The organism is Litorivita sp. NS0012-18 (genome assembly GCF_040371945.1).
GTDB lineage: Bacteria > Pseudomonadota > Alphaproteobacteria > Rhodobacterales > Rhodobacteraceae > Litorivita.
Map to the genome: position 1 here is coordinate 58,657 of NZ_BAABWS010000002.1, position 26,161 is coordinate 84,817.

At 61.7% G+C, this 26,161-nt stretch carries 26 protein-coding genes and 1 tRNA gene; 8 read left to right on the forward strand and 19 right to left on the reverse strand.

Going from position 1 to position 26,161, the window contains the following annotated elements:
* Nucleotides 1–55: 55 nt before the first annotated feature.
* The 8 genes from ABWV64_RS09845 to ABWV64_RS09880 form a co-directional block, all read right to left on the reverse strand.
* Entirely contained in the window at nucleotides 56–2,257 is a 2,202-nt protein-coding gene (locus ABWV64_RS09845) for a 3-hydroxyacyl-CoA dehydrogenase NAD-binding domain-containing protein (protein WP_353344710.1), read from the reverse strand.
* Nucleotides 2,258–2,298: 41 nt separating this feature from the next.
* Nucleotides 2,299–2,724, reverse strand: a complete 426-nt coding sequence (locus ABWV64_RS09850) for a hypothetical protein (protein ID WP_353344712.1) — start codon at nucleotides 2,722–2,724, stop codon at nucleotides 2,299–2,301.
* A gap of 66 nt (nucleotides 2,725–2,790) precedes the next feature.
* A complete protein-coding gene (locus ABWV64_RS09855) occupies nucleotides 2,791–4,002 on the reverse strand; it encodes an acetyl-CoA C-acetyltransferase (protein WP_353344714.1) in 1,212 nt (403 codons plus the stop codon).
* A gap of 51 nt (nucleotides 4,003–4,053) precedes the next feature.
* Entirely contained in the window at nucleotides 4,054–4,680 is a 627-nt protein-coding gene (locus tag ABWV64_RS09860) for a glutathione S-transferase family protein (RefSeq protein ID WP_353344716.1), read from the reverse strand.
* Between the two features lie 169 nt (nucleotides 4,681–4,849).
* Nucleotides 4,850–5,062 (reverse strand): hypothetical protein, encoded by a 213-nt coding sequence (locus ABWV64_RS09865; protein WP_353344718.1) that lies wholly within the window; start codon nucleotides 5,060–5,062, stop codon nucleotides 4,850–4,852.
* Nucleotides 5,063–5,228: 166 nt separating this feature from the next.
* Nucleotides 5,229–7,004, reverse strand: a complete 1,776-nt coding sequence (locus ABWV64_RS09870) for an acyl-CoA dehydrogenase C-terminal domain-containing protein (RefSeq protein ID WP_353344720.1) — start codon at nucleotides 7,002–7,004, stop codon at nucleotides 5,229–5,231.
* A gap of 25 nt (nucleotides 7,005–7,029) precedes the next feature.
* Complete coding sequence (locus ABWV64_RS09875; protein WP_353344722.1) at nucleotides 7,030–7,431, reverse strand: MerR family transcriptional regulator; 402 nt, start codon at nucleotides 7,429–7,431, stop codon at nucleotides 7,030–7,032.
* A 319-nt stretch (nucleotides 7,432–7,750) separates the two neighbouring features.
* Nucleotides 7,751–8,125 (reverse strand): MerR family transcriptional regulator, encoded by a 375-nt coding sequence (locus tag ABWV64_RS09880; protein ID WP_353344724.1) that lies wholly within the window; start codon nucleotides 8,123–8,125, stop codon nucleotides 7,751–7,753.
* A 125-nt stretch (nucleotides 8,126–8,250) separates the two neighbouring features.
* On the opposite strand from ABWV64_RS09880, the gene ABWV64_RS09885 reads away from it, so the two are divergent.
* Genes ABWV64_RS09885 through ABWV64_RS09895 form a run of 3 tightly spaced genes read left to right on the forward strand, consistent with a single transcriptional unit; the run spans nucleotide 8,251 to nucleotide 10,532 of the window.
* A complete protein-coding gene (locus ABWV64_RS09885) occupies nucleotides 8,251–8,682 on the forward strand; it encodes a PaaI family thioesterase (RefSeq protein ID WP_353344726.1) in 432 nt (143 codons plus the stop codon).
* Nucleotides 8,679–9,188 carry a PaaI family thioesterase gene (locus ABWV64_RS09890; protein ID WP_353344728.1) on the forward strand — a complete coding sequence of 170 codons (510 nt, stop codon included), beginning with the start codon at nucleotides 8,679–8,681 and terminating at the stop codon, nucleotides 9,186–9,188. Before ABWV64_RS09885 ends, ABWV64_RS09890 begins: the two co-directional genes overlap by 4 nt.
* A gap of 3 nt (nucleotides 9,189–9,191) precedes the next feature.
* Nucleotides 9,192–10,532 (forward strand): MATE family efflux transporter, encoded by a 1,341-nt coding sequence (locus tag ABWV64_RS09895; RefSeq protein WP_353344730.1) that lies wholly within the window; start codon nucleotides 9,192–9,194, stop codon nucleotides 10,530–10,532.
* On the opposite strand, the gene arsC is transcribed toward ABWV64_RS09895, so the two are convergent.
* Genes arsC through ABWV64_RS09910 form a run of 3 tightly spaced genes read right to left on the reverse strand, consistent with a single transcriptional unit; the run spans nucleotide 10,529 to nucleotide 12,263 of the window.
* Complete coding sequence (arsC, locus tag ABWV64_RS09900) at nucleotides 10,529–10,873, reverse strand: arsenate reductase (glutaredoxin) (protein ID WP_353344732.1); 345 nt, start codon at nucleotides 10,871–10,873, stop codon at nucleotides 10,529–10,531. The two genes, ABWV64_RS09895 and arsC, sit on opposite strands and share 4 nt — an antisense overlap.
* Nucleotides 10,870–11,928 carry a quinone-dependent dihydroorotate dehydrogenase gene (locus tag ABWV64_RS09905; RefSeq protein ID WP_353344734.1) on the reverse strand — a complete coding sequence of 353 codons (1,059 nt, stop codon included), beginning with the start codon at nucleotides 11,926–11,928 and terminating at the stop codon, nucleotides 10,870–10,872. The genes arsC and ABWV64_RS09905 overlap by 4 nt, the downstream gene beginning before the upstream one ends.
* Nucleotides 11,925–12,263: a DUF952 domain-containing protein gene (locus ABWV64_RS09910; RefSeq protein WP_353344736.1), complete on the reverse strand. Its 339-nt coding sequence runs from the start codon at nucleotides 12,261–12,263 to the stop codon at nucleotides 11,925–11,927. The genes ABWV64_RS09905 and ABWV64_RS09910 overlap by 4 nt, the downstream gene beginning before the upstream one ends.
* A gap of 131 nt (nucleotides 12,264–12,394) precedes the next feature.
* Here ABWV64_RS09910 and ABWV64_RS09915 point away from each other — a divergent pair, with 131 nt between their 5' ends.
* Entirely contained in the window at nucleotides 12,395–13,984 is a 1,590-nt protein-coding gene (locus tag ABWV64_RS09915) for a bifunctional metallophosphatase/5'-nucleotidase (protein ID WP_353344738.1), read from the forward strand.
* Between the two features lie 199 nt (nucleotides 13,985–14,183).
* Here ABWV64_RS09915 and ABWV64_RS09920 read toward each other — a convergent pair whose 3' ends face one another.
* A complete protein-coding gene (locus ABWV64_RS09920; protein ID WP_353344740.1) occupies nucleotides 14,184–14,540 on the reverse strand; it encodes a hypothetical protein in 357 nt (118 codons plus the stop codon).
* 393 nt (nucleotides 14,541–14,933) lie between these two features.
* Between ABWV64_RS09920 and aroQ the strand changes: the two genes are divergently transcribed.
* The gene (gene aroQ / locus ABWV64_RS09925) at nucleotides 14,934–15,386 is read left to right on the forward strand and encodes a type II 3-dehydroquinate dehydratase (protein WP_353344742.1); all 453 of its coding nucleotides are present in this window, start codon (nucleotides 14,934–14,936) and stop codon (nucleotides 15,384–15,386) included.
* Nucleotides 15,387–15,533: 147 nt separating this feature from the next.
* Nucleotides 15,534–17,729, forward strand: coding sequence for a Hint domain-containing protein (locus ABWV64_RS09930; protein ID WP_353344744.1), 2,196 nt, complete (start codon nucleotides 15,534–15,536; stop codon nucleotides 17,727–17,729).
* On the opposite strand, the gene ABWV64_RS09935 is transcribed toward ABWV64_RS09930, so the two are convergent.
* From ABWV64_RS09935 to ABWV64_RS09965, 7 genes are all read right to left on the reverse strand, one after another.
* Nucleotides 17,726–18,661, reverse strand: coding sequence for an AEC family transporter (locus ABWV64_RS09935; RefSeq protein ID WP_353344746.1), 936 nt, complete (start codon nucleotides 18,659–18,661; stop codon nucleotides 17,726–17,728). The two genes, ABWV64_RS09930 and ABWV64_RS09935, sit on opposite strands and share 4 nt — an antisense overlap.
* A gap of 6 nt (nucleotides 18,662–18,667) precedes the next feature.
* Nucleotides 18,668–19,471, reverse strand: a complete 804-nt coding sequence (locus ABWV64_RS09940; protein ID WP_353344748.1) for an MBL fold metallo-hydrolase — start codon at nucleotides 19,469–19,471, stop codon at nucleotides 18,668–18,670.
* Nucleotides 19,471–20,277, reverse strand: coding sequence for a TatD family hydrolase (locus tag ABWV64_RS09945; protein ID WP_353344750.1), 807 nt, complete (start codon nucleotides 20,275–20,277; stop codon nucleotides 19,471–19,473). The genes ABWV64_RS09940 and ABWV64_RS09945 overlap by 1 nt, the downstream gene beginning before the upstream one ends.
* Nucleotides 20,278–20,370: 93 nt before the next feature.
* Nucleotides 20,371–21,498 (reverse strand): DNA polymerase III subunit delta', encoded by a 1,128-nt coding sequence (locus ABWV64_RS09950; RefSeq protein ID WP_353344752.1) that lies wholly within the window; start codon nucleotides 21,496–21,498, stop codon nucleotides 20,371–20,373.
* A complete protein-coding gene (gene tmk / locus ABWV64_RS09955) occupies nucleotides 21,495–22,145 on the reverse strand; it encodes a dTMP kinase (protein WP_353344754.1) in 651 nt (216 codons plus the stop codon). Before tmk ends, ABWV64_RS09950 begins: the two co-directional genes overlap by 4 nt.
* Nucleotides 22,142–23,392 (reverse strand): D-alanyl-D-alanine carboxypeptidase family protein, encoded by a 1,251-nt coding sequence (locus ABWV64_RS09960; RefSeq protein ID WP_353344756.1) that lies wholly within the window; start codon nucleotides 23,390–23,392, stop codon nucleotides 22,142–22,144. Before ABWV64_RS09960 ends, tmk begins: the two co-directional genes overlap by 4 nt.
* A 163-nt stretch (nucleotides 23,393–23,555) precedes the next feature.
* Nucleotides 23,556–24,461, reverse strand: coding sequence for an SPOR domain-containing protein (locus ABWV64_RS09965; RefSeq protein WP_353344758.1), 906 nt, complete (start codon nucleotides 24,459–24,461; stop codon nucleotides 23,556–23,558).
* Between the two features lie 310 nt (nucleotides 24,462–24,771).
* Here ABWV64_RS09965 and ABWV64_RS09970 point away from each other — a divergent pair.
* A tRNA-Ser gene (locus ABWV64_RS09970) sits at nucleotides 24,772–24,861 on the forward strand.
* A gap of 211 nt (nucleotides 24,862–25,072) precedes the next feature.
* On the forward strand, nucleotides 25,073–25,957 hold the full coding sequence (gene purU / locus ABWV64_RS09975; protein WP_353344760.1) for a formyltetrahydrofolate deformylase: 885 nt from the start codon (nucleotides 25,073–25,075) through the stop codon (nucleotides 25,955–25,957).
* Nucleotides 25,958–26,161 lie beyond the last annotated feature (204 nt).

Sequence of the window (26,161 nt, forward strand, 5' to 3'; positions counted from 1 at the left end):
ATGAAAAAGGCGCGCCCGAAGGGACGCGCCTTTTGCCGTAATTTTGAGCCTGTGCTTACGCCGCAGCAACGTTGGAACCGAAGCGACCGTAGAAGCTTTGTGCCTTACCCGCCATTTCGCGCAAGAGGTCGGGGCAGGTGAAGCGCGGGCCGAATTTCTCGGCCAAGGCGTCACAGCGTTCGGCCGCATAGGGCGTGCCGATGATGTCGAGCCACGAGAAGGGACCGCCGGACCAAGGCGCAAAGCCCCAGCCGAGGATCGCGCCGACATCGCCTTCGCGGATGTCTTCGAGAACACCTTCTTCGAGGGCGCGCACGGCCTCCAGAACCTGCGCAAACATCAAACGGTGCTGCACCTCGATCAGATCGGGTTGCTCGTCCAGACGCGGGCAATGGTCGGCCAGACCTTCCCAATAGTTCAGCCGCTTGCCCTTTTCGTCATAGTTGAAGAAACCGGCCTTGGATTTGCGGCCCAAACGGCCCGCATCCACCATGGCAAACATCAGATCGTCAACAGGTTTGGCATCGGCGGGATAGGCATCGCCCATCGCCGCTTTGGTCGCCTTGGCGATTTTCACACCCAGATCGAGCGAGGTCTCGTCCATCAATTGCAGCGGACCGACCGGCATGCCCAAGAGCCGCGCGGCATTGTCGACCAATGCGGGCGCCACGCCTTCGGTGACCATCCGCGCGCCCTCGTTGAGGTAGGGGATGATGCAGCGGTTGGCGTAGAAGAAACGCTCGTCATTGACGACAATCGGGGTTTTGCGGATCTGGCGCACATAATCGAGCGCCTTGGCCACGGCGCGCGGGCCTGTGTCCTTGCCTTTGATGATCTCGACCAAGGCCATTTTCTCGACGGGCGAGAAGAAGTGGATGCCGATGAATTGCTCGGGGCGCGACGAGGCCCCCGCCAAAGCCGTGATCGGCAAGGTCGATGTGTTGGAGGCATAGATGCAATCGGCGGGGATCACCGCTTCGACGTTTTTGGTCACTTCGGCCTTGATCGCGGGGTCTTCGAACACCGCCTCGATGATCAAATCCGCATCCTTGAGCGCGTCATAATCGGTGGTCGCCGTGATCAGGCCAAGCACCGCCTCTTTCTTCTCGGCGGTGATTTTCTTGCGCGAAATCCCCTTGTCGAGATAGGCCTCGGAATAGGATTTGCCCTTGTCGGCGGCCTCTTGCTTTTGGTCGATCAAGACCACCTCGATACCGGCCAAAGCCGAGACAAGCGCAATGCCCGCGCCCATCATGCCCGCGCCCATCACGCCCAGTTTCTTGACCCGCTGGTCGGGGGCCTCAGGGCGGTTCGCGCCTTTTTCCAAGGCTTCCTTGTTGAGGAAGAGCGAGCGGATCATCGCCGCCGAGGAGGGGTTCATCAGCACATGGGTGAACCAGCGCGCCTCGATTTTGAGGGCGGTGTCGAAGGGCACCAATGCGCCTTCATAGACCGCCGAAAGCAGCGCCTTGGCGGCAGGGAACGCGCCTTGGGTCTGGCCGTTGACCATGGCGTTTGCGCCAACCATGGTTTGGAAACCTGCGGGGTGATAGGGCGCACCGCCCGGCATTTTATAGCCCTTGGCGTCCCACGGTTTGAGGATATCGGCATCGGTGGCCGACAAGACCCATGCGCGCGCGGCGGCAACGGGATCGGCGACAACCTCGTCGATGATGCCTGCGGCTTTGGCTTTCGCGGGGGCGACCATCTGGCCTTGGAGCAGATATTGCGAGGCGCCCATGACGCCCAATTTGCGCACCAGACGCGTGGTCCCGCCCGCACCGGGGAAGATGCCGACAAGGATTTCGGGCAGGCCGAGCTTGGCCTTGGGGTTGTCGGCCACAAAAATGCGGTGCGTGGCCAAAGGCAGTTCAAGCCCGATGCCCGCCGCCGTGCCCGGAAGCGCCGCCGCAATCGGCTTGCCGCCTTTGTTGGTTTTGGGGTCCATGCCCGCACGTTCGATTTTGCGCAGCGCGCCGTGCATTTGCATGATGCCGTTGAACAGACCCTCGGCCGGATTGTCGCCCGCCGATGTTTTCATATCGGCCAGAGCGTTCAAATCCATCCCGCCGGCAAAATCCTTTTTGCCCGAGGTGATGACGATGCCTTTGACCGCCTCATCGGCCAGCGCCTCATCGATCAATCCGTCAAGGTGCATCAGCGCCTCGGTGGACATCACGTTCATCGATTTTCCTGGGCAATCCCAAGTGATGATCGCGACGCCGTCGCTCTCTTTTTTCATTGTAAAGTCAGTCATGTAACTCTCTCCCAAAGGGTGGGTTGATGTCAAAGTCGCCGCTAGCCGCGGGCGCGCAATGTGTCGATGGAGCGCCATTGCACCGGCTCCACCTCTGTGTTGATTTTCGCGATCTTCCACCGCCCGCCGTCGAGCACCAGTTCGGCCGAGGACATATAGGGCTGCGTGACATAGGTTGCGCCGCGCAGGTAATGGCTCTCGTAGGTTGCCAGAACGCGGCCCTCGCCCAGCGGCACCAGATCCTTGGCCAGACGGATGGCATCGGTGACGCCATGCAATTTGCCGCTGTCCAGATAGTAATCGAGATAGCGGTCAATGCCGGCCTCATCCTCATGGACCACCGTGCCGCGCGGGTTCACAATGGTCAAAGGCACCAAAACATAGGGCCGGATGACCTCACGATCCGCGGTCGCATAGGCGCGGGTCACCTCGTCGAGCCAGTTTTGAAGATCGGACAGGCTGTTCATGCGCGCCCCCGCACAGTGGCGCAGGGCCGCAAGGCTCTGGGCTGATATGAGGGCGCGCGCATGGCCTTAGACCCGCTCGATGATCGTCGCCGCGCCCATGCCCGACGCGATGCACAGCGTGGCAAGCCCGACCTCTTTGCCCGAGCGCTCCAGCTCGTCCAGAAGCGTGCCGATGATGATCGCGCCGGTCGCGCCCAACGGGTGCCCCATGGCAATCGAGCCGCCGTTGACATTGACCAAGGCCGGATCGACATCAAAGGCCTGCTGGAAGCGCAAGACCACCGAGGCAAAGGCCTCGTTGACCTCAAACAGGTCAATGTCGGAAATCGACATGCCGCTGTCGGCCAGAATTTTTTGCGTCGCGGGGACCGGACCGGTGAGCATGATGGTCGGATCGGTGCCGATTTTCGCCGTGGCACGGATGCGCGCGCGCGGCTTGAGCCCGTATTTCTCGCCAAACTCTTTGTTGCCGATGAGCACGCCCGCCGACCCGTCCACGATGCCGGAGGAATTGCCCGCGTGGTGGATGTGGTTGATCGCCTCCAGATGCGGATATTTCATCAAGGCGACCTTGTCGAAACCGGGCATGACTTCGCCCATATCCTTAAAGGCGGGTTTGAGCGCGCCGAGCGATTGCATATCGGTGCCCGGACGCATGTATTCGTCATGATCAAGGATCGGCAAACCGTTCACATCGCGCACGGTGATCACCGATTTGGCAAACCGTTTGTCGGCCCATGCTGCCGCCGCGCGGCGCTGCGATTCAACGCCCAAAGCATCGGCCTGATCACGGGTAAACCCGTATTCGGTGGCGATGATATCGGCCGAGATGCCCTGCGGGACGAAATAATTGTCCATCGCCACGGTCGGATCGACCGCAACGGCCGCGCCGTCCGATCCCATCGGCACGCGGCCCATCATTTCCACGCCGCCCGCGATATAGGCCATGCCGGCCCCGCCTTTGACTTGGTTGGCGGCAAGGTTCACCGCCTCCATGCCCGAGGCGCAAAACCGGTTGATCGCAAGACCGGGGATGCTCTCGTCGAGGTCCGAGGCCAGAACCGCGGTGCGGGCAAGGCAGGCGCCTTGCTCCATCACTTGGGTCACATTGCCCCAGATCACGTCTTCGACCGCGTGGCCTTCGAGATTGTTACGGGTCTTGAGCGCGTTGAGGACATTGGCGCTGAGCGCGACGGCGGTCACCTCATGCAATGCGCCGTCCTTGCGGCCTTTGCCGCGCGGGGTGCGCACAGCGTCATAAATATAGGCTTCGGTCATTCGTCAGGTCTCCTTGAAACTGAGGATGTTCGGGCCCGTCGGGGCCGGTGGTTAACCGGCCTTACGGGGCATAAGATCGTAGGGATGTTGCCAGTTTGGCAAGTCGCTAATTCGGGTGAGCCATTTGTCGATGTTCGGGTAATCGGCGCGGTCAAATCCGAACGGCTCGGGATAATAAAGATAGCCGCAGCAGGTCAGATCGGCGATCGTCGCCGCATCGCCGACAAGCCAGTCGCGGCCCTCCAGCGCGGTGTTCAGCGTTTGAAACGCCGCCTTGAGCCGCCCTGCGGTAAAGGCGATGACCTCGGCGGGGCGTTTGTCTTCGGGCAAGAAATTCATCAAGAACCGCTGCATCCCTGCTTGCGACGACAATTTGTGATTGTCCCACAAAATCCAGCGCAACACCTCGCGCTCGTCCGCTTTGGTTTTGCCGCCCAATTTGCCGGTTTTCTCGACGATGTAATGTTGGATCACGCCTGATTGGCTCAGCGTCACATCGCCGTCCACCATCACGGGGGCCTCGGCCATGACATTCATCGCGCGGTAGTCGTCGCTGCGGTTCGCGCCGTGGAAGAAATCCACGAAAACCGGCTCCCAATCGGCGCCCGCCACGGCCAGCGTCAGCGCGGCCTTATACGAATGCCCGCTCTCTCCAAAGCAATGCAATTTGATGGTCATCTGTCTCTCTCCCTTGTGCTTTGGCGGCGCGGCGCGCGGGCCTCGTGCCAAAGCGATTTGATACCGATGTGATACCGACGTTATACCGACGCAATACCGACACGGGTTTTTTGATCATTTGGCCGATGCTGCCCCGCATCGCGGCGCGGGTCCAGAGCGGCTCGTGGCGTCATTTTTTGCGGGTCTCCAGTTCGGATGTGAAGAGGCGCAAACGGTGCCCGAAGGTGTCTTCGTTGAGGATGCTGTCAAAGTTTTCAAACACGAAAGACAGCGCCTCTCCCTCGTCCATTCCGGCCTCTGCCGCGAATTTTTTCAGCCGCCGGTAACCGTCTTCGGTCATCGAGGCATTGAAGCGGCGGGTCAGGCGAAAACGTTTGGGCATTAAGGCTCCCTTCGTTTGGTCTGCCGGTGTTTGCGTTGCCGGTCGGAAAATGGAATAGCGATATTTTTCAAAGGTTTGTCGGGAGCCGGCATCCCCGCCGGCTCCCTTCCCGTGAGTGGGCTTTCGCCCCCTGTTGCGGCCTTGCGGCGCAGGTTTATCCCCGCGCTCAGAAGCTCTCGGCGTCCAGCGCCATCACCGTGTCGGCACCCGATTGGATGCGCGCCAGATGGGTGGCCACGGCGGGCAAACGGCGCGCCATGTAATAGCGGCCCGTCGCCAGTTTGGTCTCATAGAAGGCCTTGTCCGCAGGATCGCCCTTGAGCGCCTCCGAGGCCGCTTTTCCCATGTAACCCCACATCAAACCCAATGTGACATGCCCGAAAAGATGCATGAAATCATTCGATCCCGCCAAAGCGTGGTTGGGGTTCTTCATACCGTTTTGCATGAAATACATCGCCGCCGCCTGAAGCGCTTTGGAGGCTTCTTTCAAAGGCTCGGTGAAGGGCGCCATGGCCTCGTCATCGGCGTTTTCCTTGCAGAAGGTTTTGACCAGTTCGATGAAGGCCATCATCGGTTTGCCGCCATCTGCGGCCAGCTTGCGACCCACCAGATCGAGCGCCTGAACACCGTTGGCGCCCTCATAGATCATGGCGATCCGCGCATCGCGGGTGAATTGCGACATGCCCCATTCTTCGATGTAACCGTGGCCGCCGTAGATTTGCTGCGCCTTGACGGTCATGTCGTAGCCCTCATCGGTGAGGAAGCCCTTGATCACCGGAGTGAGCAGCGAAATCAGGCCCAGAGCCGTGCTGTCATTCTTGCGGTGCGAGCGGTCGATAAGCTCGGCGCCCCAAAGGCACAGCATCCGCGCGCCCTCGCAAAAGCTTTTCTGATCCATCAAGGAACGGCGGATATCGGGGTGCACGATCAGGGGGTCGGCGGGTTTGTCGGGGAACTGCGCGCCGGTCACGGCGCGGCCCTGCAAACGGTCTTTGGCGTAGATCACGGCGTTTTGGTAGGCGGCCTCGGCTTGGCTAAGCCCTTGCATACCAACGCCAATACGGGCTTCGTTCATCATGGTGAACATCGCGCGCATGCCCTTATGGGCCTCGCCGATCAGGTAACCGGTCGCGCCGTCATAGTTCAGCACGCAGGTCGAATTGCCGTGGATGCCCATCTTTTCTTCGATTGAACCGACCGACACGCCATTGCGCGCGCCAAGCGTGCCGTCGTCGTTGACGATGAACTTGGGCACGATAAAGAGCGACACGCCCTTGATGCCCTCGGGACCGCCAGGGATTTTCGCCAGCACGAGGTGGATGACGTTCTCGGACATGTCGTGATCACCGGCCGAAATGAAAATCTTCTGGCCGGAGATGGCATAGGTGCCGTCGTCTTGCGGCTCTGCCTTGGTGCGCATGAGACCCAGATCGGTGCCGCAATGCGGCTCGGTCAGGTTCATCGTGCCGGTCCATTCGCAGGAGACCATCTTGGGCAGGTAGGTTGCCTTTTGCTCGTCCGATCCGTGGGCGTGGATCGCCGAATATGCCCCGTGGGTCAGGCCCGGATACATCATGAACGCCTGGTTCGCCGATTGCATCATCTCGCCAACCGCGATGGCCAGCACATAGGCCATGCCCTGACCGCCATATTCGGGGTCGCAATCCAGACCGGTCCAACCGCCCTCTTTGAGTTGCTCAAAGGCCTCTTTGAAGCCTGTGGGGGTAAAGACCTTGCCGTTTTCCAAACGGCAGCCTTCCTTGTCGCCCACCACATTGAGAGGGGCCAGAACTTCGGAAGAGATCTTGCCCGCTTCCTCCAATACCGCGCCGGTGAAATCCGGTTCAAGCTCGTCATATCCGGGGATATCGGCCTGCGAGGCCTTCAAAACGTCGTGCAGGATGAACTGCATGTCTTTGATCGGTGCGGTATAGCTGGGCATTGAGATCTCTCTCCCTTGGTGGTGTTTACTCCGCCGCCCGTTTTGGTTGGCGCAGCGAGGCGATCATTTTCTCGCCCCATTTCATTTGCTCTTGAAGCTCTTCGATGGCGGTGTTGAGCTCATCGCGTTGCTTCATCAGGTCTTCAAGGCGGGTTTGCGCCACCTCATAGGTTTTGGTCAGCTGCGTTTGCTGCTGATCCCCGACCTCATATAGGTCGAGAAGTTGACGGATCTCTTCAAGGCTGAAGCCGAAGCGTTTGCCCCTCAAGATCAATTTGAGCCGTGCACGATCACGGCGGGTAAACAGGCGCTTTTGCCCCTCACGAATGGGGAACAGAAGCTCCTTTGCTTCGTAGAACCGCAATGTGCGCGGGGTCACCTCGAAGGCGTCGCACATCTCGCGGATGGTCATCGTTTGATCGTTCATTTTATCCTCACAAGCGTGATTGCCGAATTGACTGGTCAAATGAACGTCCTGATACGTCGATACAACGACTCGTGAGATTGACGTAAGTCATACGCCACGTCACTTTCAGGCTTACGTAAGAACAGCCAAGGTAACCCTAAGTCACTGGTAATAACCTTTCGCGGGGAAAAAAACGCGAAGAGAAACACAGTATGGTATTCCAGACCCCGCATCCGATGTCGTCCTATCCGTTGGAGTAGGGACACGGAGCAATGCGGGCCTATGGGGCCGGCTGATTCTCCTTTTTTGGGCAAAGAGGGGACCCGTCTTGAGGTGCGCGTTACAGCTTCGAGAGGGCCTCGGAGGTCTCGTCGCGCGATTTGCGCAGCTCTGCGATGGCCTCATCAAGCTGCGCGCGCTGGTCTTCGAGCTCGGCAAGCTGGTTGGTGGCGTTCTCGACCCATTGGCGCATCTGCATCTCGGTGCCTTCGTGGTCATACATCTGCAACCACTGGCGGATGCCTTCGAGCGAAAACCCCCATTTTCGGCCGCGCAAGATCAGAACCATACGCGCACATTCGCGCGCGCCGTAAAAGCGCGAGCGGCCTTCGCGCTCTGGCTGCAATAACTCGATATACTCGTAATAGCGTAACGTGCGCGGGGTCACGTCGAACTTCGCGCACATTTCTTTGAACGAAAGCCGTGTTTCAGACATGCGTATCTCCCTTGTGCCAAAGTTAAGTCGAAGTTTGGGGGAGAGCAACCGCTGCTCTTGCCCTTGGGTGAAATTGCCGCTCTTATTGTGCGGTATCCTCTATTCAGAGCAGGGCAATAGCCACAATGACCGACCGACACGCCAAAATGGCGGAGCAGTTCATCTCTAATATCCCGCATGCGAAGGCGCTGGGCATGAAGCTCACCGCAATCGGGCAGGGGCAAGCCACGATCAAGATGGAGTATAACGAGCAATTCATCGGCGATCCGCAAACCGGCGTGATCCATGGCGGGGCGGTTTCGGCCTTGATGGACACCTGTTGCGGGGCGGCGGTGATGAGCCACCCCTCCAGCCCTGGAGGCACGGCGACGATTGATCTGCGCATTGATTACATGCGCGCCGCCACCCCCGGAGAGGCGATCACCACCACCGCCCATTGCTATCACATCACCCGTTCGGTCGCCTTCGTGCGCGCCACTGCGACCGACAATGACACCGACCGCCCTGTGGCCACGGCCACCGGCGCCTTTACCGTCGAAGCGAGGCGCAGCAAATGATCCGCAAGCCGCCCGAACCCGTCCAGATCGTCAAACAGCGCCGCGATGATGCTTTGGCTTCCTTGGTGCATGGCGTGCCCTATATCAAATGGCTCGGCATCGAATTCGACCGCCGCGGGGACGAGTTGACCGCCATTTTGCCCTTTGCCGACAAATTGATCGGCAACCCGTTTTTGCCCGCGATCCATGGCGGGGTCACAGCGGCGTTTTTGGAGGTCACGGCGATCATCGGGTTGAGCTGGGCGATGCTGTGGGACGAGATTGAGGACGGGCGTTTTGACGCCGAGGCTCTGGCCCAAGGCCAGATGCCGCGCCTGCCGAAAACCATTGATTTCACCGTCGACTACCTGCGCTCGGGCCTGCCGCGCGATGCCTATGCGCGCGCGCAGATCAACCGCTCGGGGCGGCGCTATGCTTCGGTGCGTGTCGAAGCGTGGCAAGACAACCGCGACCGCGCCTTTGCCCAAGCCACGGGGCATTTCTTGATGCCTGATCGTGATCGCTAGGCCATGAGCGCCCCCGCCTGTGCCGCGCGCGCCGCCGCGCCCGAGGTCACCCACCGGCGGATTTTGCACATTGCCGTGCCGATTGTTCTGTCCAATGCCACGGTGCCGATTTTGGGCGCGGTGGACACCGGCGTGATCGGGCAAATGGGATTGGCCGCACCCATCGGGGCGGTGGGGCTCGGGGCGATTGTGCTGACCTCTCTCTATTGGGTGTTCGGGTTTTTGCGGATGGGGACCACGGGTTTGACCGCGCGGGCCATCGGCGCGGGAGAGGACGGCGAGGTTGCCGCCTTGTTGACCCGCGCCTTGATGCTCGCGGCGCTGGCGGGAGCGGTGATCATTGCGCTGCAATCCTTGCTGTTTCTCGCGGCCTTTCGCCTCTCGCCCGCAACGCCCGAGGTCGAGGAACTTGCGCGCAGCTATATGCGCATCCGCGTGTTTTCCGCCCCTGCGGCCATTGCGATTTACGGCGTTACCGGATGGCTCATCGCTCAAGAGCGCACCCGCGGCGTTCTGGTGATCCAGCTTTGGATGAACGGGCTCAACATCGGGCTCGATTTTTGGTTTGTGCTTGGCCTTGGTTGGGGTGTCGAAGGCGTGGCCTTGGCGACCTTTTTGGCCGAATGGAGCGGGCTGGCCATGGGGCTTTACCTGTGCCGCGCGGCCTTTCGCGTGCCTGCGTGGCGCGATTGGGCGCGGGTGTTCGACCGCGCGGCGCTGCGCAATATGGCGATGGTGAACCGCGACATCATGCTGCGCTCGCTCATGCTACAGGCGATCTTCAGCTCCTTCATCTTCCTTGGCGCCGATTTTGGCGATGTGCCCTTGGCCGCCAATCAGGTGTTGCTGCAGTTTTTGATGATCACGGCCTACGGGCTCGACGGGTTTGCCTTTGCGGTCGAAGCCTTGGTCGGTCAGGCCTTGGGCGCGCGTGACCGCGCCCGCCTGCGCCGTAGCGCATGGATGTGCAGCCTGTGGGGCTGGTCCACGGGGGCGGCATTGGCCTTGGTCTTTGTGGTGTTCGGCGCGGCGCTGATCGATGTGATGACCACCTCCGAGCCGGTGCGCGCCGAGGCGCGGGTCTATCTTATCTATATGATCATCGCGCCGCTGTTGGGCGCGGCAAGCTGGCTGTTGGACGGGATATTCATCGGCGCCACCCGCACCCGCGACATGCGCAATATGATGGCGATCAGCTTTGTGATCTATGTGATTTCGGTCGCGGTCTTGGTGCCCAGCTTTGGCAATCACGGGCTATGGTCGAGCCTGCTGATCTCTTTCATCGCGCGCGGGATCACTTTGGGGTGGAAATACCCCGCGCTGGAGGCCGAGGCACAGGCCTAGAGCAGCGCGCCCAAGGCTTCGGTCGGGCGGCCGATCACGGCGCGCGCGCCTTTGATGGCGATGGGGCGCTCGATCAAAATCGGATGGGCGGCCATGGCGGCGATCAACGCATCCTCGGCGCTGTCGCGGCCAAGTCCAAGCGCTTTGAAAACTCTCTCGCCGCGCCGCATCATCTCGATCGCAGGCAGGCCGAGTTTGGCCAAAACGGCGCGGATCTCCGCCACGTCCGGCGCATCATCGAGATAGCGCCGCTCGGTGACATGGGCGCCGCGCTCGGCCAAAAATTCCAGCCCCGCGCGCGATTTGCTACAGCGCGAATTGTGCCAGTAGATCACGCTCATAGCCATGCCTCGCGGCCCGTGCCCACGGCCTCGGCCACCGAGGAAAAACCGTCTTTTTGCAAAAGCCCGTCCAGCCCGCGCGCGATCTCTGCGGCCAAGCTCAAGCCGCCGTAAACCAGCGCCGAATAAAGCTGCACCGCGCTCGCGCCCGCGCGGATTTTGGCGTAGGCCTCTTCGGCATTGCTGATCCCGCCGACGCCGATGAGAGGGATTTTGCCCTCGGTCAACTTGGACAATTGCGCCAAAACGCGGGTGGATTTTTCAAACAGTGGCGCGCCCGACAGCCCGCCCGCCTCGCCTTTGTGGACCGAACTCAGCCCCTCGCGCGACAGCGTCGTATTGGTCGCAATGATCCCCGACAGGCCCGAGGTCATCGCCACGCCAGCGATTTCGGCCAATTCATCGCCGTTCAAATCCGGCGCGATCTTGAGGAAGACGGGGATCGGTTTGGGGAGCCATTGGCGCGCTTCCATCACCCCGTCCAAAAGCGCCGAAAGCGCCGCCGCGCCTTGCAGATCGCGCAGCTTTTCGGTGTTGGGCGACGACACATTGACCGTGGCAAAATCGAGATGCGCGCCGCAGCGCGACAGCACGCGGGCGAAATCATCGGCGCGGTCGGCGCTGTCTTTGTTGGCGCCAAGGTTGAGGCCGATGATGCCGCCGTCGGGACGGGCCTCTAGGCGGCGGGCGATGACCTCCATCCCGTCATTGTTAAAGCCAAAGCGGTTGATCACCGCGCGCTCGTCCTTGAGCCGGAACAGCCGCGGTTTGGGATTGCCGCCTTGCGGGCGCGGCGTGGCGGCGCCCACTTCGATAAATCCAAAGCCCGCGCGCGTCAGCGGGCCAAGCGCCTCGGCGTTCTTGTCGAACCCCGCCGCCAGTCCGACCGGATTGGCCATCTCCATCCCTGCCACATTGCACCGAAGGCGCGGCGAGGTGACCTCGCCCGCGAGGGGGGCAAGCCCCATGCGCAGGGCGCGCAGAGCCAGCCCATGCGCGCGCTCGGGGTCGATCTGCATAAGGGCCTTGAGGCCGAGGGCTTCGATCATCTTCATTGCATGTCATCCGGAAATTCATGCGCGCCGCCCACAAGGGGCAGGGGCCGCGCCCAAAGCACATCCTCGATGCGCAGCAGGCGGTAGAGATGCGGGAATTCGGCCCCGCCGCGCGAGACCTCCCATTTGAGGTCTGCGGCCAGTTCGTCGCTGTCGAGGGCCAAAAGCATCAACCCCTCCTCGCGCGCGAAATGTTTGGCCGCCGTTTCGGCCACCTGCGCGGCGGTGGAGAAATGCACATAGCCGTCCGCCACGTCGATCGGTGCGCCGCGGGTTTCGCCCTTGGCTTGAAGCTGCGCCCATTCATCGGCGCGGAATATCTTGTAAATCAGCATAGTGCCCAAATGCCTTGCGCATGACCGGCGGTCAAGTGGGCGAAACCGCGCCGCGCCGCCTATTGTCCTTTGACAGAGCGCGCGGCGGGGTGCAGCATCCTTCCATCACAATCCAATCTGGGGGATTTTCCATGGATATGTCTCGTTTGAAACTGCGGCTCTTGGGCGGCGCGGCTGCGCTGACACTGGGCGCCGGTGCTGCGGCGGCGGAGTATTCGCTGACGATTTTGCACACCAATGATTTTCACGCCCGTTTCGAGCCGATCAGCAAATATGATTCGCCCTGTTCGGCCGAAGACAATGCCGAAGGCAAATGCTTTGGCGGCACTGCGCGGCTTGTCTCTGCGATCAATGAGGCGCGGGCGCGCACGAATAATGCGATCCTCGTGGACGGCGGCGACCAGTTTCAAGGCACGTTGTTCTACACCTATTACAAAGGCAAAATGGCCGCCGAGTTCATGAACAAGCTGGGCTATGACGCGATGACCGTGGGCAACCACGAATTTGACGACGGTCCTGAGGTTCTGGCCGGATTTATGGATGCGGTCGAATTTCCGGTTCTGATGTCCAACGCCGATGTGTCGGGCGAACCTGCGCTGGCGGGCAAGCTGGCGAAATCCACGATTTTGGAGCGCGGCGGCGAGAAGCTGGGCTTTATCGGGCTGACCCCGCATGACACGGATGAATTGGCCAGCCCCGGCAAGAACATCATCTTCACCGATCCGGTGGGCGCGGTGCAGGCCGAGGTCGACAAGCTGACCGCCGAGGGCGTGAACAAGATCATCGTGCTGTCGCATTCGGGTTATGGCGTGGACAAGCGGGTTGCCGCCGAAACCACCGGCGTCGATGTGATCGTCGGCGGCCATACCAACACTTTGCTGTCCAACACCAACGAGCGCGCCGAAGGCCCCTATCCGACCATGGTGGGCGGCACGGCGATTGTTTCCGCCTATGCTTACGGCAAGTTTTTGGGCGAATTGAACGTGACCTTCAACGATGCGGGCGAAATCCTTGAGGCCAAGGGCGAGCCGCTGATCATGGATGGCGCGGTTGCCGAAGACGGCGCAACCAAAGAGCGGATTGCCGAACTGGCCAAGCCGCTCGAAGAAATCCGCAGCAAGATCGTCGCCGAAACCGCCGAGGCGATCGACGGAGACAAAGGCAATTGCCGTGCGGGCGAATGCACCATGGGCAATCTGGTGGCCGATGCGATGCTCGACCGCGTGAAGGACCAAGGCGTCACCATCGCGATCCAGAACGGCGGCGGTTTGCGCGCCTCGATCGATGCGGGGCCGGTGACCATGGGCGAGGTTTTGACCGTGCTGCCGTTCCAGAACACGCTCTCGACCTTTGAAACCCACGGCAAAACCATCTTGGAGGCGCTCGAAAACGGGCTGAGCCAATATGAGGACGGGGCAGGGCGCTTCCCGCAAGTTGCGGGGCTGACGTTCAAATTCGACACATCCGCCGCAGCGGGCAGCCGCGTCAGCGACGTGATGGTGATGGACGCCGGCGCGATGGTGCCGATTGATCCTGACAAAGTCTATAAAGTCGTGACCAACAACTATGTGCGCGGCGGCGGCGACGGCTACAAGATGTTCGCGGCCGATGCGATGAATGTCTATGATTTCGGCCCCGATCTGGCCGATGTGACGGCCGATTATCTGGCCGCTAACGCGCCCTTCATGCCCTATCTTGACGGGCGGATCGCGGCCAAATAGGCGCCGGAGCGATCCGTTGAACCTTACGGCGCCGCTTTGATGTTTCGAGGCGGCGCTTTATCTTCGGCGCAGCGCGCCGAACAACGCCTCTTGGCCCCCTGCCTTGACGGGAGGGGGCCACACGAGGGAAGGTCGGGAAGCCTTGGGCGCGCGGCGTCAACACCCCTCAGGGCATCGGCGCAGGGCGCGCATCACAGGTTTATTCGTGGGTCGGGGCCGGTTCAAAGCTGAAGGCGCCCATGACGGATGCATTGCCATCCACAACGAATGATTTTTGCATCTCGCCGGTCAGGCGCAGGGTCTTGCTTGTCTGGGCCGGAATTTCGTCGGTTTCCCACGACTCATCGCTGGCTTTGATGATAATCGTGCTCTCGGACTCGTTGTGGAAAACCAAGGAGCGGCCGGGGTGGGAATAGGTGACTTCGGGGAAGAAGCCGTCGCCGGTCATGATGACCGATTGCGAAACAGTCTCTTCGGCAGAGCTGTACTCAGCGAAGGCAGGTGCGGTCAACGCGAAGGCGGCAACCGTGGAAATAGCAATAATATTACGCAGCATCGGGATGCTCCTCGTGTTCCGTTTGGCCCCCGCCCGAACAGATTGATGCTCTATTTCTACCCTGTGATTGGGGCGGGAATATGACGCGTAAAGTGTTGATTAACCAAGGTTTTGAGAACAATTCGTGCAAGCGGGCCGTTATTGTTTCGCCTTTGTGTCGCAATGCGCAGCAGCCCAAGGGTTTTCCCGCGCGCTCGCCGCTCTGCCCTGATCTGATTCGCGCAGGCGCGGGCGTTTAAACGTGTTGCAGCGGCCACATTGCCGCGCCAAGGCCGCATGCGCCGCGCCAATATTCCTATGTGGCGCTTGCAGATCGGCCCGCGCCCTGTGCAGTATTCCCCCATCCGCGCGGACCTGCCGCACGGCACAGCGACATAGCGAAAGACCGAAATCATGAGCCCCACAGCGCCGCGCAAAATCTACATCCTCAACGGCCCGAACCTGAACCTTTTGGGGCAGCGGCAGCCGGAGATTTACGGCTATGACACTTTGGGCGATGTGCAATCGAATTGCCTCGAAATTGCGGGCAGCTTCGGGCTGGACTGTATCTTGCTGCAATCCAACGTCGAGGGGCAGCTCATTGACTGGATCCACGAGGCGCGCGAAAAAGCGGCGGGGATCATCATCAATCCTGCGGCTTATACCCATACATCGGTGGCCATTCTCGACGCGCTGAACGCGTTTGAAGGCCCTGTTCTGGAGGTGCATATTTCCAATGTGCACAAACGCGAAGCCTTCCGCCATCATTCCTATGTGTCGCTGCGCGCCGACGGGGTGATCGCGGGGTTCGGCATCGAAGGCTATGGTTTGGCGATGCGGCGAATGGGCTCTTTGCTCAAGGGCTAATCGCCCGCTATCTCGTTCAATACACGTCAAATTCTAGGTAAATTCGACGGTGCCGAGAGGCGCGGTTTAACCGTGTTTTCAGACCGGACATGCCATGTGTTGACGCTGATGATCGGGCAATTGCGCCCTTTTGGAAGCGGAAGATCGATGGCGACCTATGCGCTACAAGGCTATGCACAGGGCACATTTACCGTTGTGTCCGGAACCGGCGGATCCGTGGGTGACCGTGTGCGGCTTGATCCGACGTGGACCGCCTCCGAGGATATGATCAACATCACCGTAACCGATAATGACGGGGCTTTTGGCGGCGATGCGAGCCAAGACGAGATCGGCGATGACAGCAACCAGACGGCGGTGATCACGGATGCCTATGGCGCGACCATCGACAGCGGGCGGGTCTATCTGGAGAGCAAATTCGTTTTCATCGACGGGGATGGCAATACGATCAACCTTTACACGGTCGAGATTGCCGGTGCCTATCGCGCCTATGTGACTGATGCGCCGATGGTTCCCGGGGTGACCTATGAGATCAGCGCCATAACCAACGTCGATGGTTCGAGCGATCCGAATTATTCGAGCATGAGCGCGCCCACATACGAGTCCGCCAGTTCGCAATCCTATGACGGCGGCGCCTACGCCGATAGCATCGAAAGCGGCGACGGTTCGGATACCATCTCGGGCGATGGCGGCGACGACACCATCGTGTCCGGCGCGGGCCAAGACAGCATCTCGGGCGGCACCGGAAATGACACCATCCTTTATGGCGAGGGCGGCGCGACGCAGGCCGAGGGCAATTACGTCTCCGGCGGTGACGGCAACGATGTGATGGATGACGTCGGTGGCACCTCCTACGTCTATGACGATACGCTCTACGGGGATGCAGGCAACGACACCATCTGGGCGGGTGGCGGCGACGACAGCATCCACGGCGGCAATGACAATGACATGCTCTTCGGGGAAGACGGCGCCGATACAATCCATGGCGATGCGGGCGATGATTACATCGATGGCGGCACGGGCAACGATTTTGTGCTCGGCGGCACCGGCAACGATACGCTGCACGGCGGTGATGGCGACGACTATGTCTCGGGCGATGCGGGCGACGATGAACTTTACGGCGATGCGGGCAACGATACGATCTGGACCATCTCGGGCCATGACACCGTCTATGGCGGCGATGGGAACGACAGCATCGATGATCAGGTCGGAGAAATGACCGCCATCTATAACAGCTACTATGACGGCGGCACCGGCAATGACACGATCTGGGCGGGCGGCGGCGTCGATACCATCCTCGGGGGGGATGGCGACGATGTGATCTACGGCGAAGGCGGCAATGATGTGCTGACCGGCGGTGCGGGCGATGACACCTTCGGGTTCTGGGCCAATAGCGGCGCGGATACGATCAACGATTTCGACATGGGTGACGATGACGCCGACGGGCGCACCAATGACCAACTGGATGTCTCGCAGCTGCGCGATCTGGGCAATAATCCGGTCGATTGGCAAGATGTCACGGTCAGCGATGACGGGTCGGGCAATGCGGTGCTTTCTTTCCCCAACGGTGAACAAATGACGCTTTTGGGCGTGGCACCGGCGCAGGTCACGACCAAGCAACAACTGGCCAAAATCGGCGTGCCCTGTTTTGCCTCCGGCACCCGCATCCTGACCCCGACGGGCGAGCGCAAGGTAGAGGATCTGGTCGCGGGGGATCTGGTCTGCACATTGCACCACGGGCCGCAACCGGTGCGATGGACGGGGCACCGCACGCTCAGCCGCGCCGATTTGCAAGCCAATCCCAAGCTCGCGCCGATCCGCATCCGCGACGGGGCTTTGGGCAACCGCGGCGATCTGTTGGTATCGCCGCAACATGCGATGAAACTGGGCGGGAAACTGTGCCGCGCGGCGCATCTGGCCGATCACGGCGGCGGGCGCATCCGGCGCGCCTATGGCAAACGCGGGGTGACCTATGTGCATCTTTTGCTGCCGCGCCACGAGATCATTTTCGCTAATGGCGCACCGACCGAAAGCCTCTACCCGGGGCGGTTCGGGCTGGCCGGCTTTGACGTGGCCGCGAAATCCGAATTGATCGCGCTTTTCCCGCAACTGGGATTTGTGATGCGCGGCGCCGATCTGGGCAAAGTGTACGGACCGCCCGCTTTGCCCTTTGCCAAGGGCGCGGCGCTGCGCCGCGAGGCAGCCGCGCAAGGCGGGATTTTCTCCCGACACCGTATGCCCGATTTGCCGCCCCACGGGCCGCGCCCTGTGCCCGCCGATCTTTTGGGACGGCTGGCGCTGCGCAGGCCGCAAAGGGCCGCGGCGCTGGGCCGGTTTGCGCGCTAGGGCAGGATCATCAGCCAGACCCAGACGGTGAACAGGCATATCGCCGTGCCGATCAGAACCGCCGAGGCGGCGACCCTGCGCCCCTTGCCATACATATTGGCGAAGACATAGGAATTGATCCCCGGCGCAACCGAAGAGGTCAGCACCGCCGAGCGGAACTCGCCGCGATCAAGCGCAAAGACTTGCCCCATCATCCACACCACCGCCGGATGCAACAGCAAAGATACCCCGACGATATAGGCGATGACCTTGATATCCCCCTCGGGGCGGTATTGCACCAATACCCCGCCAAGCCCGAAGAGCGCGGCAGGCAATGCGGATTTCACCATAAGCCCCACCGCATCGGTGACCGGCGCGGGCAAGGTGACGCCCGACAGATTGACCGCAAAGCCCAGCAAAATCCCGAGGATCAGCGCATTGCGAAACATGGCGCGCAAAACATTCGGAACCAGCGCGCGCGCCGATGTGCCGTTGCTATGCGCGCGCGCGATCTCCATCGCGGTGATACCCAGCCCGTAGCAAAACGGCGAATGCACCGCGATAATCGCGTAATTGGCCGTCAAGGCATCAGAGCCAAAGGCGCGCTCGGTGATCGGCAGGCCCAGCATCAGCGAATTGGAAAACAGCCCCACAAAGCCCACGGCCACGCTTTCCTCCCAATCACGGCCAAAGAGGTAGCGCGCGCCCAAAAGCCCCGCGAAAAACCCCAAACTCGCACCGGAGTAAAAGCTCGCCAAGAGCCGCCAGTTGAAGCTTTGGCTCAAATCTAGGGTCGAAATCGCATTGAAGAGCAGGCAGGGGATGGCGAAATTCTGGGTATATTTCATCAAGCCTTCGACATGGTTTTCGGTGAAATACCCCTTGAAAACCGCAAAATATCCGAAGCCGATGACCAAGAACACCGGCAAGATGACGTTCAAAAGCTCTTGCATGTCGCGTCAATCGCCCAGCGGGTAGCGGATCACCATGCCGTCATAGGCGGGGGTGATGTGATCGGGGGTCTCTGCGGCCACGGCCTCATAGTCCAGATCGATATGCATATTTGTCAAAACCGCGCGTTTGGGGGCGACTTTCTCGATCCATTCAAGGCTTTGCGCCAGATGCGAATGGGTCGGGTGCGGCGCACGGCGCAGCGCATCCACGATCCAGCAGTCCAGCCCCTCGAGCACCGGCCACGCCTCGTCGTAGATTTCCGCCACATCGGGCAGATAGGCCAGATCGCCGATGCGAAACCCGAGCGCATCAATGGATCCGTGCCCGACCTTGAAAGGCGTCATGGTGATCTCGCCGCCGCGCCCCTCGATGCGTATCGCCTCCTTGATGGTGTGCATCTCGAGGATCGGCGGATAGGGGCTGTCTTCGGGTTGGATGAACGCATAGCCAAAGCGCGAGAACAGATCGTTTTGCGTGTCGCCATCGGCCCAGACGGGCAGGCGTTTGCGCATGTTAAAGACGATCATGCGCAGATCATCGATGCCGTGCACATGGTCGGCATGCCCGTGGGTATAGACCACCGCGTCAAGCCGCCCGACCCCCGCATCCAAAAGCTGGCTGCGCATATCCGGCCCCGTGTCGATCAAAACCGAGGTCACGCCATCGGGCCCTTCACGCTCGACCAAAAGCGCGCAGCGGCGGCGGCGGTTCTTGGGATTGCTGGGGTCGCATTCGCCCCAATGCCCGCCAAGGCGCGGCACCCCGCCCGACGATCCGCACCCGAGGATGGTAAAGCGCAGCTCGCCCATTATCCGCGCCCCTCAAAGGCTGCGGCCTTGGCAAAGAGCCTGTCGAAATTCGCCTCTGTCGCGGCGGCGAAATCGGCGTAATCCATGCCGAACACTTCGGCGCCCTTTTGCGCCGTCAGCGCCACATAGGACGGCTCGTTGCGCCGCCCGCGGTGCGGCGGCGGGGCCAGATAGGGCGCGTCGGTCTCGACCAATATGCGGTCCACCGGCGCGGCGGCAAAAATATCGCGCACCTCTTGGCTCTTGGGGAAGGTGGCGATGCCCGACATCGACAGGTAAAAGCCCAGATCGAGCGCCGCCTTGGCCAGTTCCGGCCCCGAGGAAAAGCAATGCATGACGCAAGAGTAGGGCGCGGCCTCATAGCCCTCGCGCAAGATCCGCGCCATATCGTCATCGGCGCCGCGCGCATGGATGATCAACGGCAATCGGGTCACTTGCGCGGCCTCGATATGCACCCGTAAAGAGGCCTTTTGCGCCTCGGCGCTTTCGGCGGTGTAGTGGTAATCAAGGCCGGTTTCGCCGATGCCGACGAATTTGGGATGTTCGGCCAGCGCCACCAGATCGTCGACCGAAACGGGCGCTTCATCGGCGACGCTCATCGGGTGGATGCCTGCGGCGAAAAACACCTCCCCATAGGTCTCGGCGATCTCGCGCACGCGGTCGAGATTGCCCAGCTTGGTGCAGATCGTCACCATCCGCCGCACGCCCGCCGCGCGCGCGCGTTCGATCAGCGCGTCGTGCTCGCCGTCGAAATCGGGAAAATCAAGGTGGCAGTGGCTGTCGGTGATGGAAATCGCGGCGCTCATCGGGGTCTTTCGCGGATTGGGCGTTTGCCGTGCCACTTGCGCGGCAGGTAACGAAATTGGGCCAAGCAGACACGAAAAAGCGGGGCGGCCCCGTCAGCTTTCGGCGGTCTGCTGGATCTTGATAAACATATCTAGGATGAGCGCGGCGGGGTCAAGGTTGACGGCCCGCCCGTGCCGCGCCCGCGCGCCGATCTCTTCGGCCGCCTGTGCCCAATGGCGTGCAGATGCTGCATTTGGCGCCAGTCGCATCAACATCGCGGCCTCGCCCTTTGCGCCCTCGACCGCAGGCGCGCGGCCAAGCGCGCCGCTGCGCGCCAGCCGTGCCATCACCAGATCCACCAGCCATAAAAGCAGGTCAAGCCTTTCGCTGGAGCCGCGCTGTACCGCGCCATCGGCAAGGCGCAGCGCGCGGCTGCGGTCCATTTTGGGCAAGCTGGCGAAGAGGCCGACCAGATCGCCATAAAGCTCCAGCCCGCCGCTTTGCGTCAACCGGATCGCCTCGCCCACCGATCCGCCCGCCAATTCGGCCAAGGCGGCGGTGTCACCGCCAAATTCGATCTCGGCCTGCGCCAAGGCTTTGGTCAGATCTTCGGGCGACAGGGCGCCAAGCCGCAATTCGCGGCACCGCGAGCGGATGGTCGGCAAAAGCCGCGAGGGTTGATGCGCGATGAGCAACAGCGTGGTGCGCGCGGGCGGCTCTTCGAGCATCTTGAGCAACGCGTTGGACGCGGCGGTATTCATCTCGTCCACCACATCGACGATCACCACACGGCGCCCGCCATCGGCGGCGGAAAGTTGCAAGAAATGCGCCAGATTGCGCACATCATCGACGGCGATCTGGTCGCGCATCTTGCCTGTGGTCGGGCTGGGCGTACGGGTGATATGATACAGAGCCGGTTCGGATTTGGCGGCGATGCGGCGCGCGACCGGATGCTCGGGATCGATGTGCAAACTGCCCGGTTTGGGCGGCGCATCCCCGAACAGCGAGGGGCCGCCATCCGCCGCAGGCGTGGCCAGCAAGAACCGCGCGATGCGCCATGCCAGCGTCGCCTTGCCGGTGCCGCGCGGGCCGCTGATCAACCACGCATGATGCAGCCGCCCCGCGTTATAGACGCGCAAAAACTCGTCTTCGGCGCGGCTTTGTCCGATCAGATGCGCAGTCTCGCGCGGGTGGGGTGCACCGGCAATGCGGTCGGGTTCGGGCAGGTCCTCGTCGCTCATCGGGCGGCAACCTGTGGCAGATGCGCCAGCGCGGCGGCATGGACGTCGCGCGCCACCGCCTCGATCGAGCGGGTGCCGTCGATGGTGGTGAAACGCGCAGCGTATTCCTTGGCAAGGGCCAAAAACCCTGCGCGCATTTGCGCCTGCAAGCCTTCGCCAAAGCCCTCGAAACGCTCTTCGCTGCCGCCACGCCCGAGCGCACGGCTCAACCCCTTGGCGGGGTCCATGTCGATGAGCAGCGTCAGGTCCGGCTCGCGCCCGATCATCAACCGGTGCAACTCGTCGACCAGAGCGCGCAGATCGCCGCGCGACAGGCCTTGATACATGCGGGTGCTGTCGGCGAAACGGTCGCAAATCACGATCTTGCCCGCCTTGAGCGCCGGTTCGATGGTGCGCTCCAGATGGTCGCGCCGCGCGGCGGTGAACAGCAAAATCTCGCTATGGGCGGACCAGCGGTCCGGATCGCCTTCGAGCACCAGTTTGCGGATTTCCTCCGCCCCCGGCGAGCCGCCCGGCTCGCGGGTCAGGACCACCTCGCGCCCCTCGGCGCGCAGCCTGTCAGCCAACATCCGCGCCTGCGTGGATTTGCCAGAGCCGTCGATGCCTTCGAAAGAGATGAAACAGCCAGCAGAATGTGCAGCGGTCAAGAGGCGGCCTCCGCAGCGGGGGCGGCAGGGGATGCGCTTGGCGCGGGGCCGTCATTCAAGCGGCTCAGGATATGGCGCGCGGCGGTTTTGAGGCGCTCGGCAAATCCGCCCTTGGCGACATCGGCATCGGCCACAAGAGCGATACGCACATCGGGCAGGGTATCGCGCGAGACGATCAATTCGCCCAAAGGCGCGCCTTTGGTGACCGGCGCGGGGATCGGACCGCGAAACACCACTTCGCCTTGCATCGCGCTTTGCGCCAGAACCGGCATCAGGGCGCGCACATCCTCGGCGGGGGTCAGCCCGACATCGGCGGCGGCCCCCATAAACACATCGGCCCGCGCCACAACGGTGCCTGCTTTGATCAAATCGCGCTCGGCAAACTGGCGAAACGCCCAATTGACGATGGCTTCGGCCTCTTCGGCGCGCGCGCGCTCGCTCTCAAGGCCCGAGATCACGAAAATGACCCGCCGCTCGCCCTGTTTGGCCGATCCGACCAACCCGTAGCCCGCCTCGCTGGTATGGCCGGTCTTCAGCCCGTCCGCGCCGATACCCAGCGTCAAAAGCGGGTTGCGGTTGCGGGTGTTTTGCGGCGCGCGGCCATCAAATTCAAACCGCGTTTCGGCAAAGAGCGGGTAGAATTGCGGAAAATCGGTGATCAGCCGGTTGGCCAGAAGCGCCAGATCACGCATCGACATGCGGTGCCCCGCTGCGGGCCATCCGTTGGAATTGGCAAAGGTCGAATTGGTCATGCCAAGCGCCGTCGCGCGCTGGGTCATGGCGCGGGCAAATCCGGCTTCGGTGCCATCGGGCGAGAGCGCCTCTGCGATCACCGCACAAGCGTCATTGCCCGACAGCACGATAATACCGCGCAACAGGTCCTCGACGGTCACGCGGTCGGTGGTGTCCAAAAACATCGTCGATCCGCCATAGCTCATCGCATGCTCGGACACCGGTAGCCGCTCGGACAAATCGAGCCGCCCGTCTTCGATCGCCTCAAAGGCCATCAAAAGCGTCATCAGTTTGGACATGGAGGCAGGCGGCAGCGGGGTATCAGCGTTTTTGGCCAAAAGCACCGTGCCCGTCGTTTGATCAAGGATAAAGGCCGAGGTCGCGCGGGTTTCAAACGCCTGCGCAGGCAGGGCCAAGGCCAGCGCCGCAATCAGCGACAGGCACAGCGCGCGCAGCGCCGATAGGGCAGTGCCAAACTGGGGGCGAAATGTGGTGGGACGGGCAAGGCGATACATGGCGTTTCGTGCTCTTTGGTCAAAGGATCAGCAGCGGACGCAGCCCAAGCGGCCCCGACCTTGTGCCAAAAGTGCAATCTTCTGCGCCGCGCCGCAAGGGGGCAATCCGGCGCGCGGGCGCGGCGCGCGAAACACCGCCGCCGTGCCCGCGGCGGCGCGAAGGTTAGTTGGTGACGGCGTAGGCGTCGGCAAATCCCGAGGCTTTGATCTTCTTGAGCAGCGCCGCACGTTCGGTTTTTGTCGTCGCGGGGCCGACCAGCACGCGCCAGAAGGTTTTGCCGGAAGCGCTTTGCTTTTTCACCGTTGGCACCATGCCGGCTTGGCGCATGGCGGTGGCGGTGTTTTTGGCGTTCTGCTCGACCGAGAAAATCCCGATCTGGATATAGGGTTTGTCGAGCTTGCTCGCAGCCGGTTTTGCCGCCGGTTTGGGTGCGGCGGGTTTGGCAGGCGGTTTGATGGCGCCTGCGGCTGTGGTCGCGGCCGCGGGGGCGGCTTCTGCCTTGGCAATCGCCGCACCGGCGCTGGCGGCCACGGGGTCAAGGGGGCTGGCCGTGACGGCGGCAGGTTCCTTGAGATCGCCTGACGGTGCGCGGGCCTCGGCGGGCGCTTCCTCGCGGCGCAAGGCGGTGACATTCAATTGGCTCGGCGCACCGGCGAGCATGCCCAAGGCCGCCGCCGCATCGGAGGAGACCTGCAAACGCGGGCCAGGGTTCTCGCGCTCGCGGCGGAACAGGGCGCCGATGACGAATTTGCCGTTGGCCGTATTGCGGATGATCACGCGTTCGGGGTCTTTGACGTCCGGATGCGCGACCCATACGCCGCCCAGCGACGGACGTCCGTCCCAAAGGCCCGCTTCGGTGACTTGGAACACATCGGGCGCCTCGACATCGCGCTCGACCAGCTTGACCGAGGTCGATGCGGCGCTTTCGCCCTGCGCGGCGTTGCTTGGCTTTTTCAATGCAAACCCGCCGTTCTCGTCACATGCCGAAAGCAGCATCACGCTGCCCAGCAGGAGAGATGCCCCCGTAAGCCGCGCCGCGCGCGTCAAGGAATTACTTTGCGATTTCATAGGTCTGCCCCTCACCCGTCATATCCACACGCGGCGCCTGTTGGTCTTGCCGCGCCTGTGCCTGCTCTTGCGCCCTTGGTTTTTGCGGCGCATTTTTCTTGTCCAATCGCGGTTTACCCGCGTCTCGATCGAGCGCAGTTTAACCGTTCGCGATGCACATGAAAAGTCTGCGCCGCTTGGTGAGCGGATTTCGCCGCAAAACCTGCGAGACGCGGCAATCGCGCCACAGGGCGCGCCGCAGCCGATAGCCGCGCTCGGGCGCGGTTTGGGCTTTACGCAGGCGACGTTCCTTAGTAGCAAAGCGCGCACCGGAGAGGTGGCAGAGTGGTCGAATGCGGCGGTCTTGAAAACCGTTGAGCGTGTGAGCGTTCCCAGGGTTCGAATCCCTGTCTCTCCGCCACTTGCCCTTGAGAGCGGCCCGAGCATCTGCCCGCTGCCGCGAGAGGCGCGGCGCGCGCCAAAAGGCTTGTTCGGGTGGTCGCAAGCCTTGGGTGCAAAAAACGCAATCATGTCGGCAAATCGCTATGGATAGCCGCCAAGGCCTTGGCCTTGGCGCTGCGGGGCTGCTATTGACCGGTAAAACATTGTGACAACGGGAAAAGGACGCCCCGATGCAAGCCTATGCGCTGACCGTGAAATGCCCCTCGACACGCGGAATTGTCGCCGCGATCTCGGTCTATCTGACCGACCTTGGCTGCAATATCACCGATTCCGCCCAATATGACGACCTTGAGACGGGGCATTTCTTTATGCGCGTGTCCTTCCGCTCGGAAACCGGATCAACGCTTGAGGATCTGACCAAGGGCTTCGCGGGGATCGGCGAGAAATTCGATATGGATTTCGAGTTTCACGACGAAGCGGTGAAGATGAAGGTGGTGATCATGGTTTCGCGCTTTGGTCATTGCCTCAACGATCTGCTTTACCGGTGGCGCATTGGCGCGTTGCCGATTGATATCGTCGGCGTAATTTCCAACCATACCGAGTATCAAAAGGTTGTGGTCAATCACGATATCCCCTTTCACCACATCAAGGTCACGCCCGAAAACAAACCCGCCGCCGAGGCGCGGCAGATGGAGATCGTCGAGGATGCAGGCGCAGACCTGATCGTTCTGGCCCGTTATATGCAGGTGCTTTCGGACGAGATGTGCCAGAAAATGTCGGGGCGGATCATCAATATCCACCACTCGTTCCTGCCCTCCTTCAAGGGCGCGAACCCTTATAAACAGGCCTATGAGCGCGGCGTAAAACTGATCGGGGCGACCTCGCATTACGTGACCGCCGATCTCGATGAGGGGCCGATCATCGAGCAAGACATCGTGCGCGTCACTCATTCGCAAAGCGCGGGCGATTTTGTCTCGCTGGGGCGCGATGTGGAAAGTCAGGTTCTGGCCCGCGCCGTTCATGCCCATATCCATCGCCGTGTCTTCATCAACGGCAATAAAACCGTGGTTTTCCCCGCCAGCCCCGGCAGCTATGCCTCGGAGCGGATGGGGTAACCCTCGCGTTTGGGCGCGGTTATTACGCATTAGATTTGATCAGGCTGTGATCCGTTCGGGCGTTCTGCTTGGCGCCGCGCGGATTTCCGCGCGGGCGGCAGATTTTCGCTGGTCGAAGCACCTCAAGGGCCCTATCTGTGAGCAGAGCGCCGCACTGCGTCACGACGGCGCTGTGATTTATTCTTGAGCAAGCAGAGCCGAGCA

Bases quoted from the DNA above. Each gene is read 5' to 3' on its own strand.
- ABWV64_RS09845 (WP_353344710.1), bottom strand. From the start codon at position 2,257: ATGACTGACTTTACAATGAAAAAAGAGAGCGACGGCGTCGCGATCATC.
- ABWV64_RS09850 (WP_353344712.1), bottom strand. From the start codon at position 2,724: ATGAACAGCCTGTCCGATCTTCAAAACTGGCTCGACGAGGTGACCCGC.
- ABWV64_RS09855 (WP_353344714.1), bottom strand. From the start codon at position 4,002: ATGACCGAAGCCTATATTTATGACGCTGTGCGCACCCCGCGCGGCAAA.
- ABWV64_RS09860 (WP_353344716.1), bottom strand. From the start codon at position 4,680: ATGACCATCAAATTGCATTGCTTTGGAGAGAGCGGGCATTCGTATAAG.
- ABWV64_RS09865 (WP_353344718.1), bottom strand. From the start codon at position 5,062: ATGCCCAAACGTTTTCGCCTGACCCGCCGCTTCAATGCCTCGATGACC.
- ABWV64_RS09870 (WP_353344720.1), bottom strand. From the start codon at position 7,004: ATGCCCAGCTATACCGCACCGATCAAAGACATGCAGTTCATCCTGCAC.
- ABWV64_RS09875 (WP_353344722.1), bottom strand. From the start codon at position 7,431: ATGAACGATCAAACGATGACCATCCGCGAGATGTGCGACGCCTTCGAG.
- ABWV64_RS09880 (WP_353344724.1), bottom strand. From the start codon at position 8,125: ATGTCTGAAACACGGCTTTCGTTCAAAGAAATGTGCGCGAAGTTCGAC.
- ABWV64_RS09885 (WP_353344726.1), top strand. From the start codon at position 8,251: ATGACCGACCGACACGCCAAAATGGCGGAGCAGTTCATCTCTAATATC.
- ABWV64_RS09890 (WP_353344728.1), top strand. From the start codon at position 8,679: ATGATCCGCAAGCCGCCCGAACCCGTCCAGATCGTCAAACAGCGCCGC.
- ABWV64_RS09895 (WP_353344730.1), top strand. From the start codon at position 9,192: ATGAGCGCCCCCGCCTGTGCCGCGCGCGCCGCCGCGCCCGAGGTCACC.
- arsC (WP_353344732.1), bottom strand. From the start codon at position 10,873: ATGAGCGTGATCTACTGGCACAATTCGCGCTGTAGCAAATCGCGCGCG.
- ABWV64_RS09905 (WP_353344734.1), bottom strand. From the start codon at position 11,928: ATGAAGATGATCGAAGCCCTCGGCCTCAAGGCCCTTATGCAGATCGAC.
- ABWV64_RS09910 (WP_353344736.1), bottom strand. From the start codon at position 12,263: ATGCTGATTTACAAGATATTCCGCGCCGATGAATGGGCGCAGCTTCAA.
- ABWV64_RS09915 (WP_353344738.1), top strand. From the start codon at position 12,395: ATGGATATGTCTCGTTTGAAACTGCGGCTCTTGGGCGGCGCGGCTGCG.
- ABWV64_RS09920 (WP_353344740.1), bottom strand. From the start codon at position 14,540: ATGCTGCGTAATATTATTGCTATTTCCACGGTTGCCGCCTTCGCGTTG.
- aroQ (WP_353344742.1), top strand. From the start codon at position 14,934: ATGAGCCCCACAGCGCCGCGCAAAATCTACATCCTCAACGGCCCGAAC.
- ABWV64_RS09930 (WP_353344744.1), top strand. From the start codon at position 15,534: ATGGCGACCTATGCGCTACAAGGCTATGCACAGGGCACATTTACCGTT.
- ABWV64_RS09935 (WP_353344746.1), bottom strand. From the start codon at position 18,661: ATGCAAGAGCTTTTGAACGTCATCTTGCCGGTGTTCTTGGTCATCGGC.
- ABWV64_RS09940 (WP_353344748.1), bottom strand. From the start codon at position 19,471: ATGGGCGAGCTGCGCTTTACCATCCTCGGGTGCGGATCGTCGGGCGGG.
- ABWV64_RS09945 (WP_353344750.1), bottom strand. From the start codon at position 20,277: ATGAGCGCCGCGATTTCCATCACCGACAGCCACTGCCACCTTGATTTT.
- ABWV64_RS09950 (WP_353344752.1), bottom strand. From the start codon at position 21,498: ATGAGCGACGAGGACCTGCCCGAACCCGACCGCATTGCCGGTGCACCC.
- ABWV64_RS09960 (WP_353344756.1), bottom strand. From the start codon at position 23,392: ATGTATCGCCTTGCCCGTCCCACCACATTTCGCCCCCAGTTTGGCACT.
- ABWV64_RS09965 (WP_353344758.1), bottom strand. From the start codon at position 24,461: ATGAAATCGCAAAGTAATTCCTTGACGCGCGCGGCGCGGCTTACGGGG.
- purU (WP_353344760.1), top strand. From the start codon at position 25,073: ATGCAAGCCTATGCGCTGACCGTGAAATGCCCCTCGACACGCGGAATT.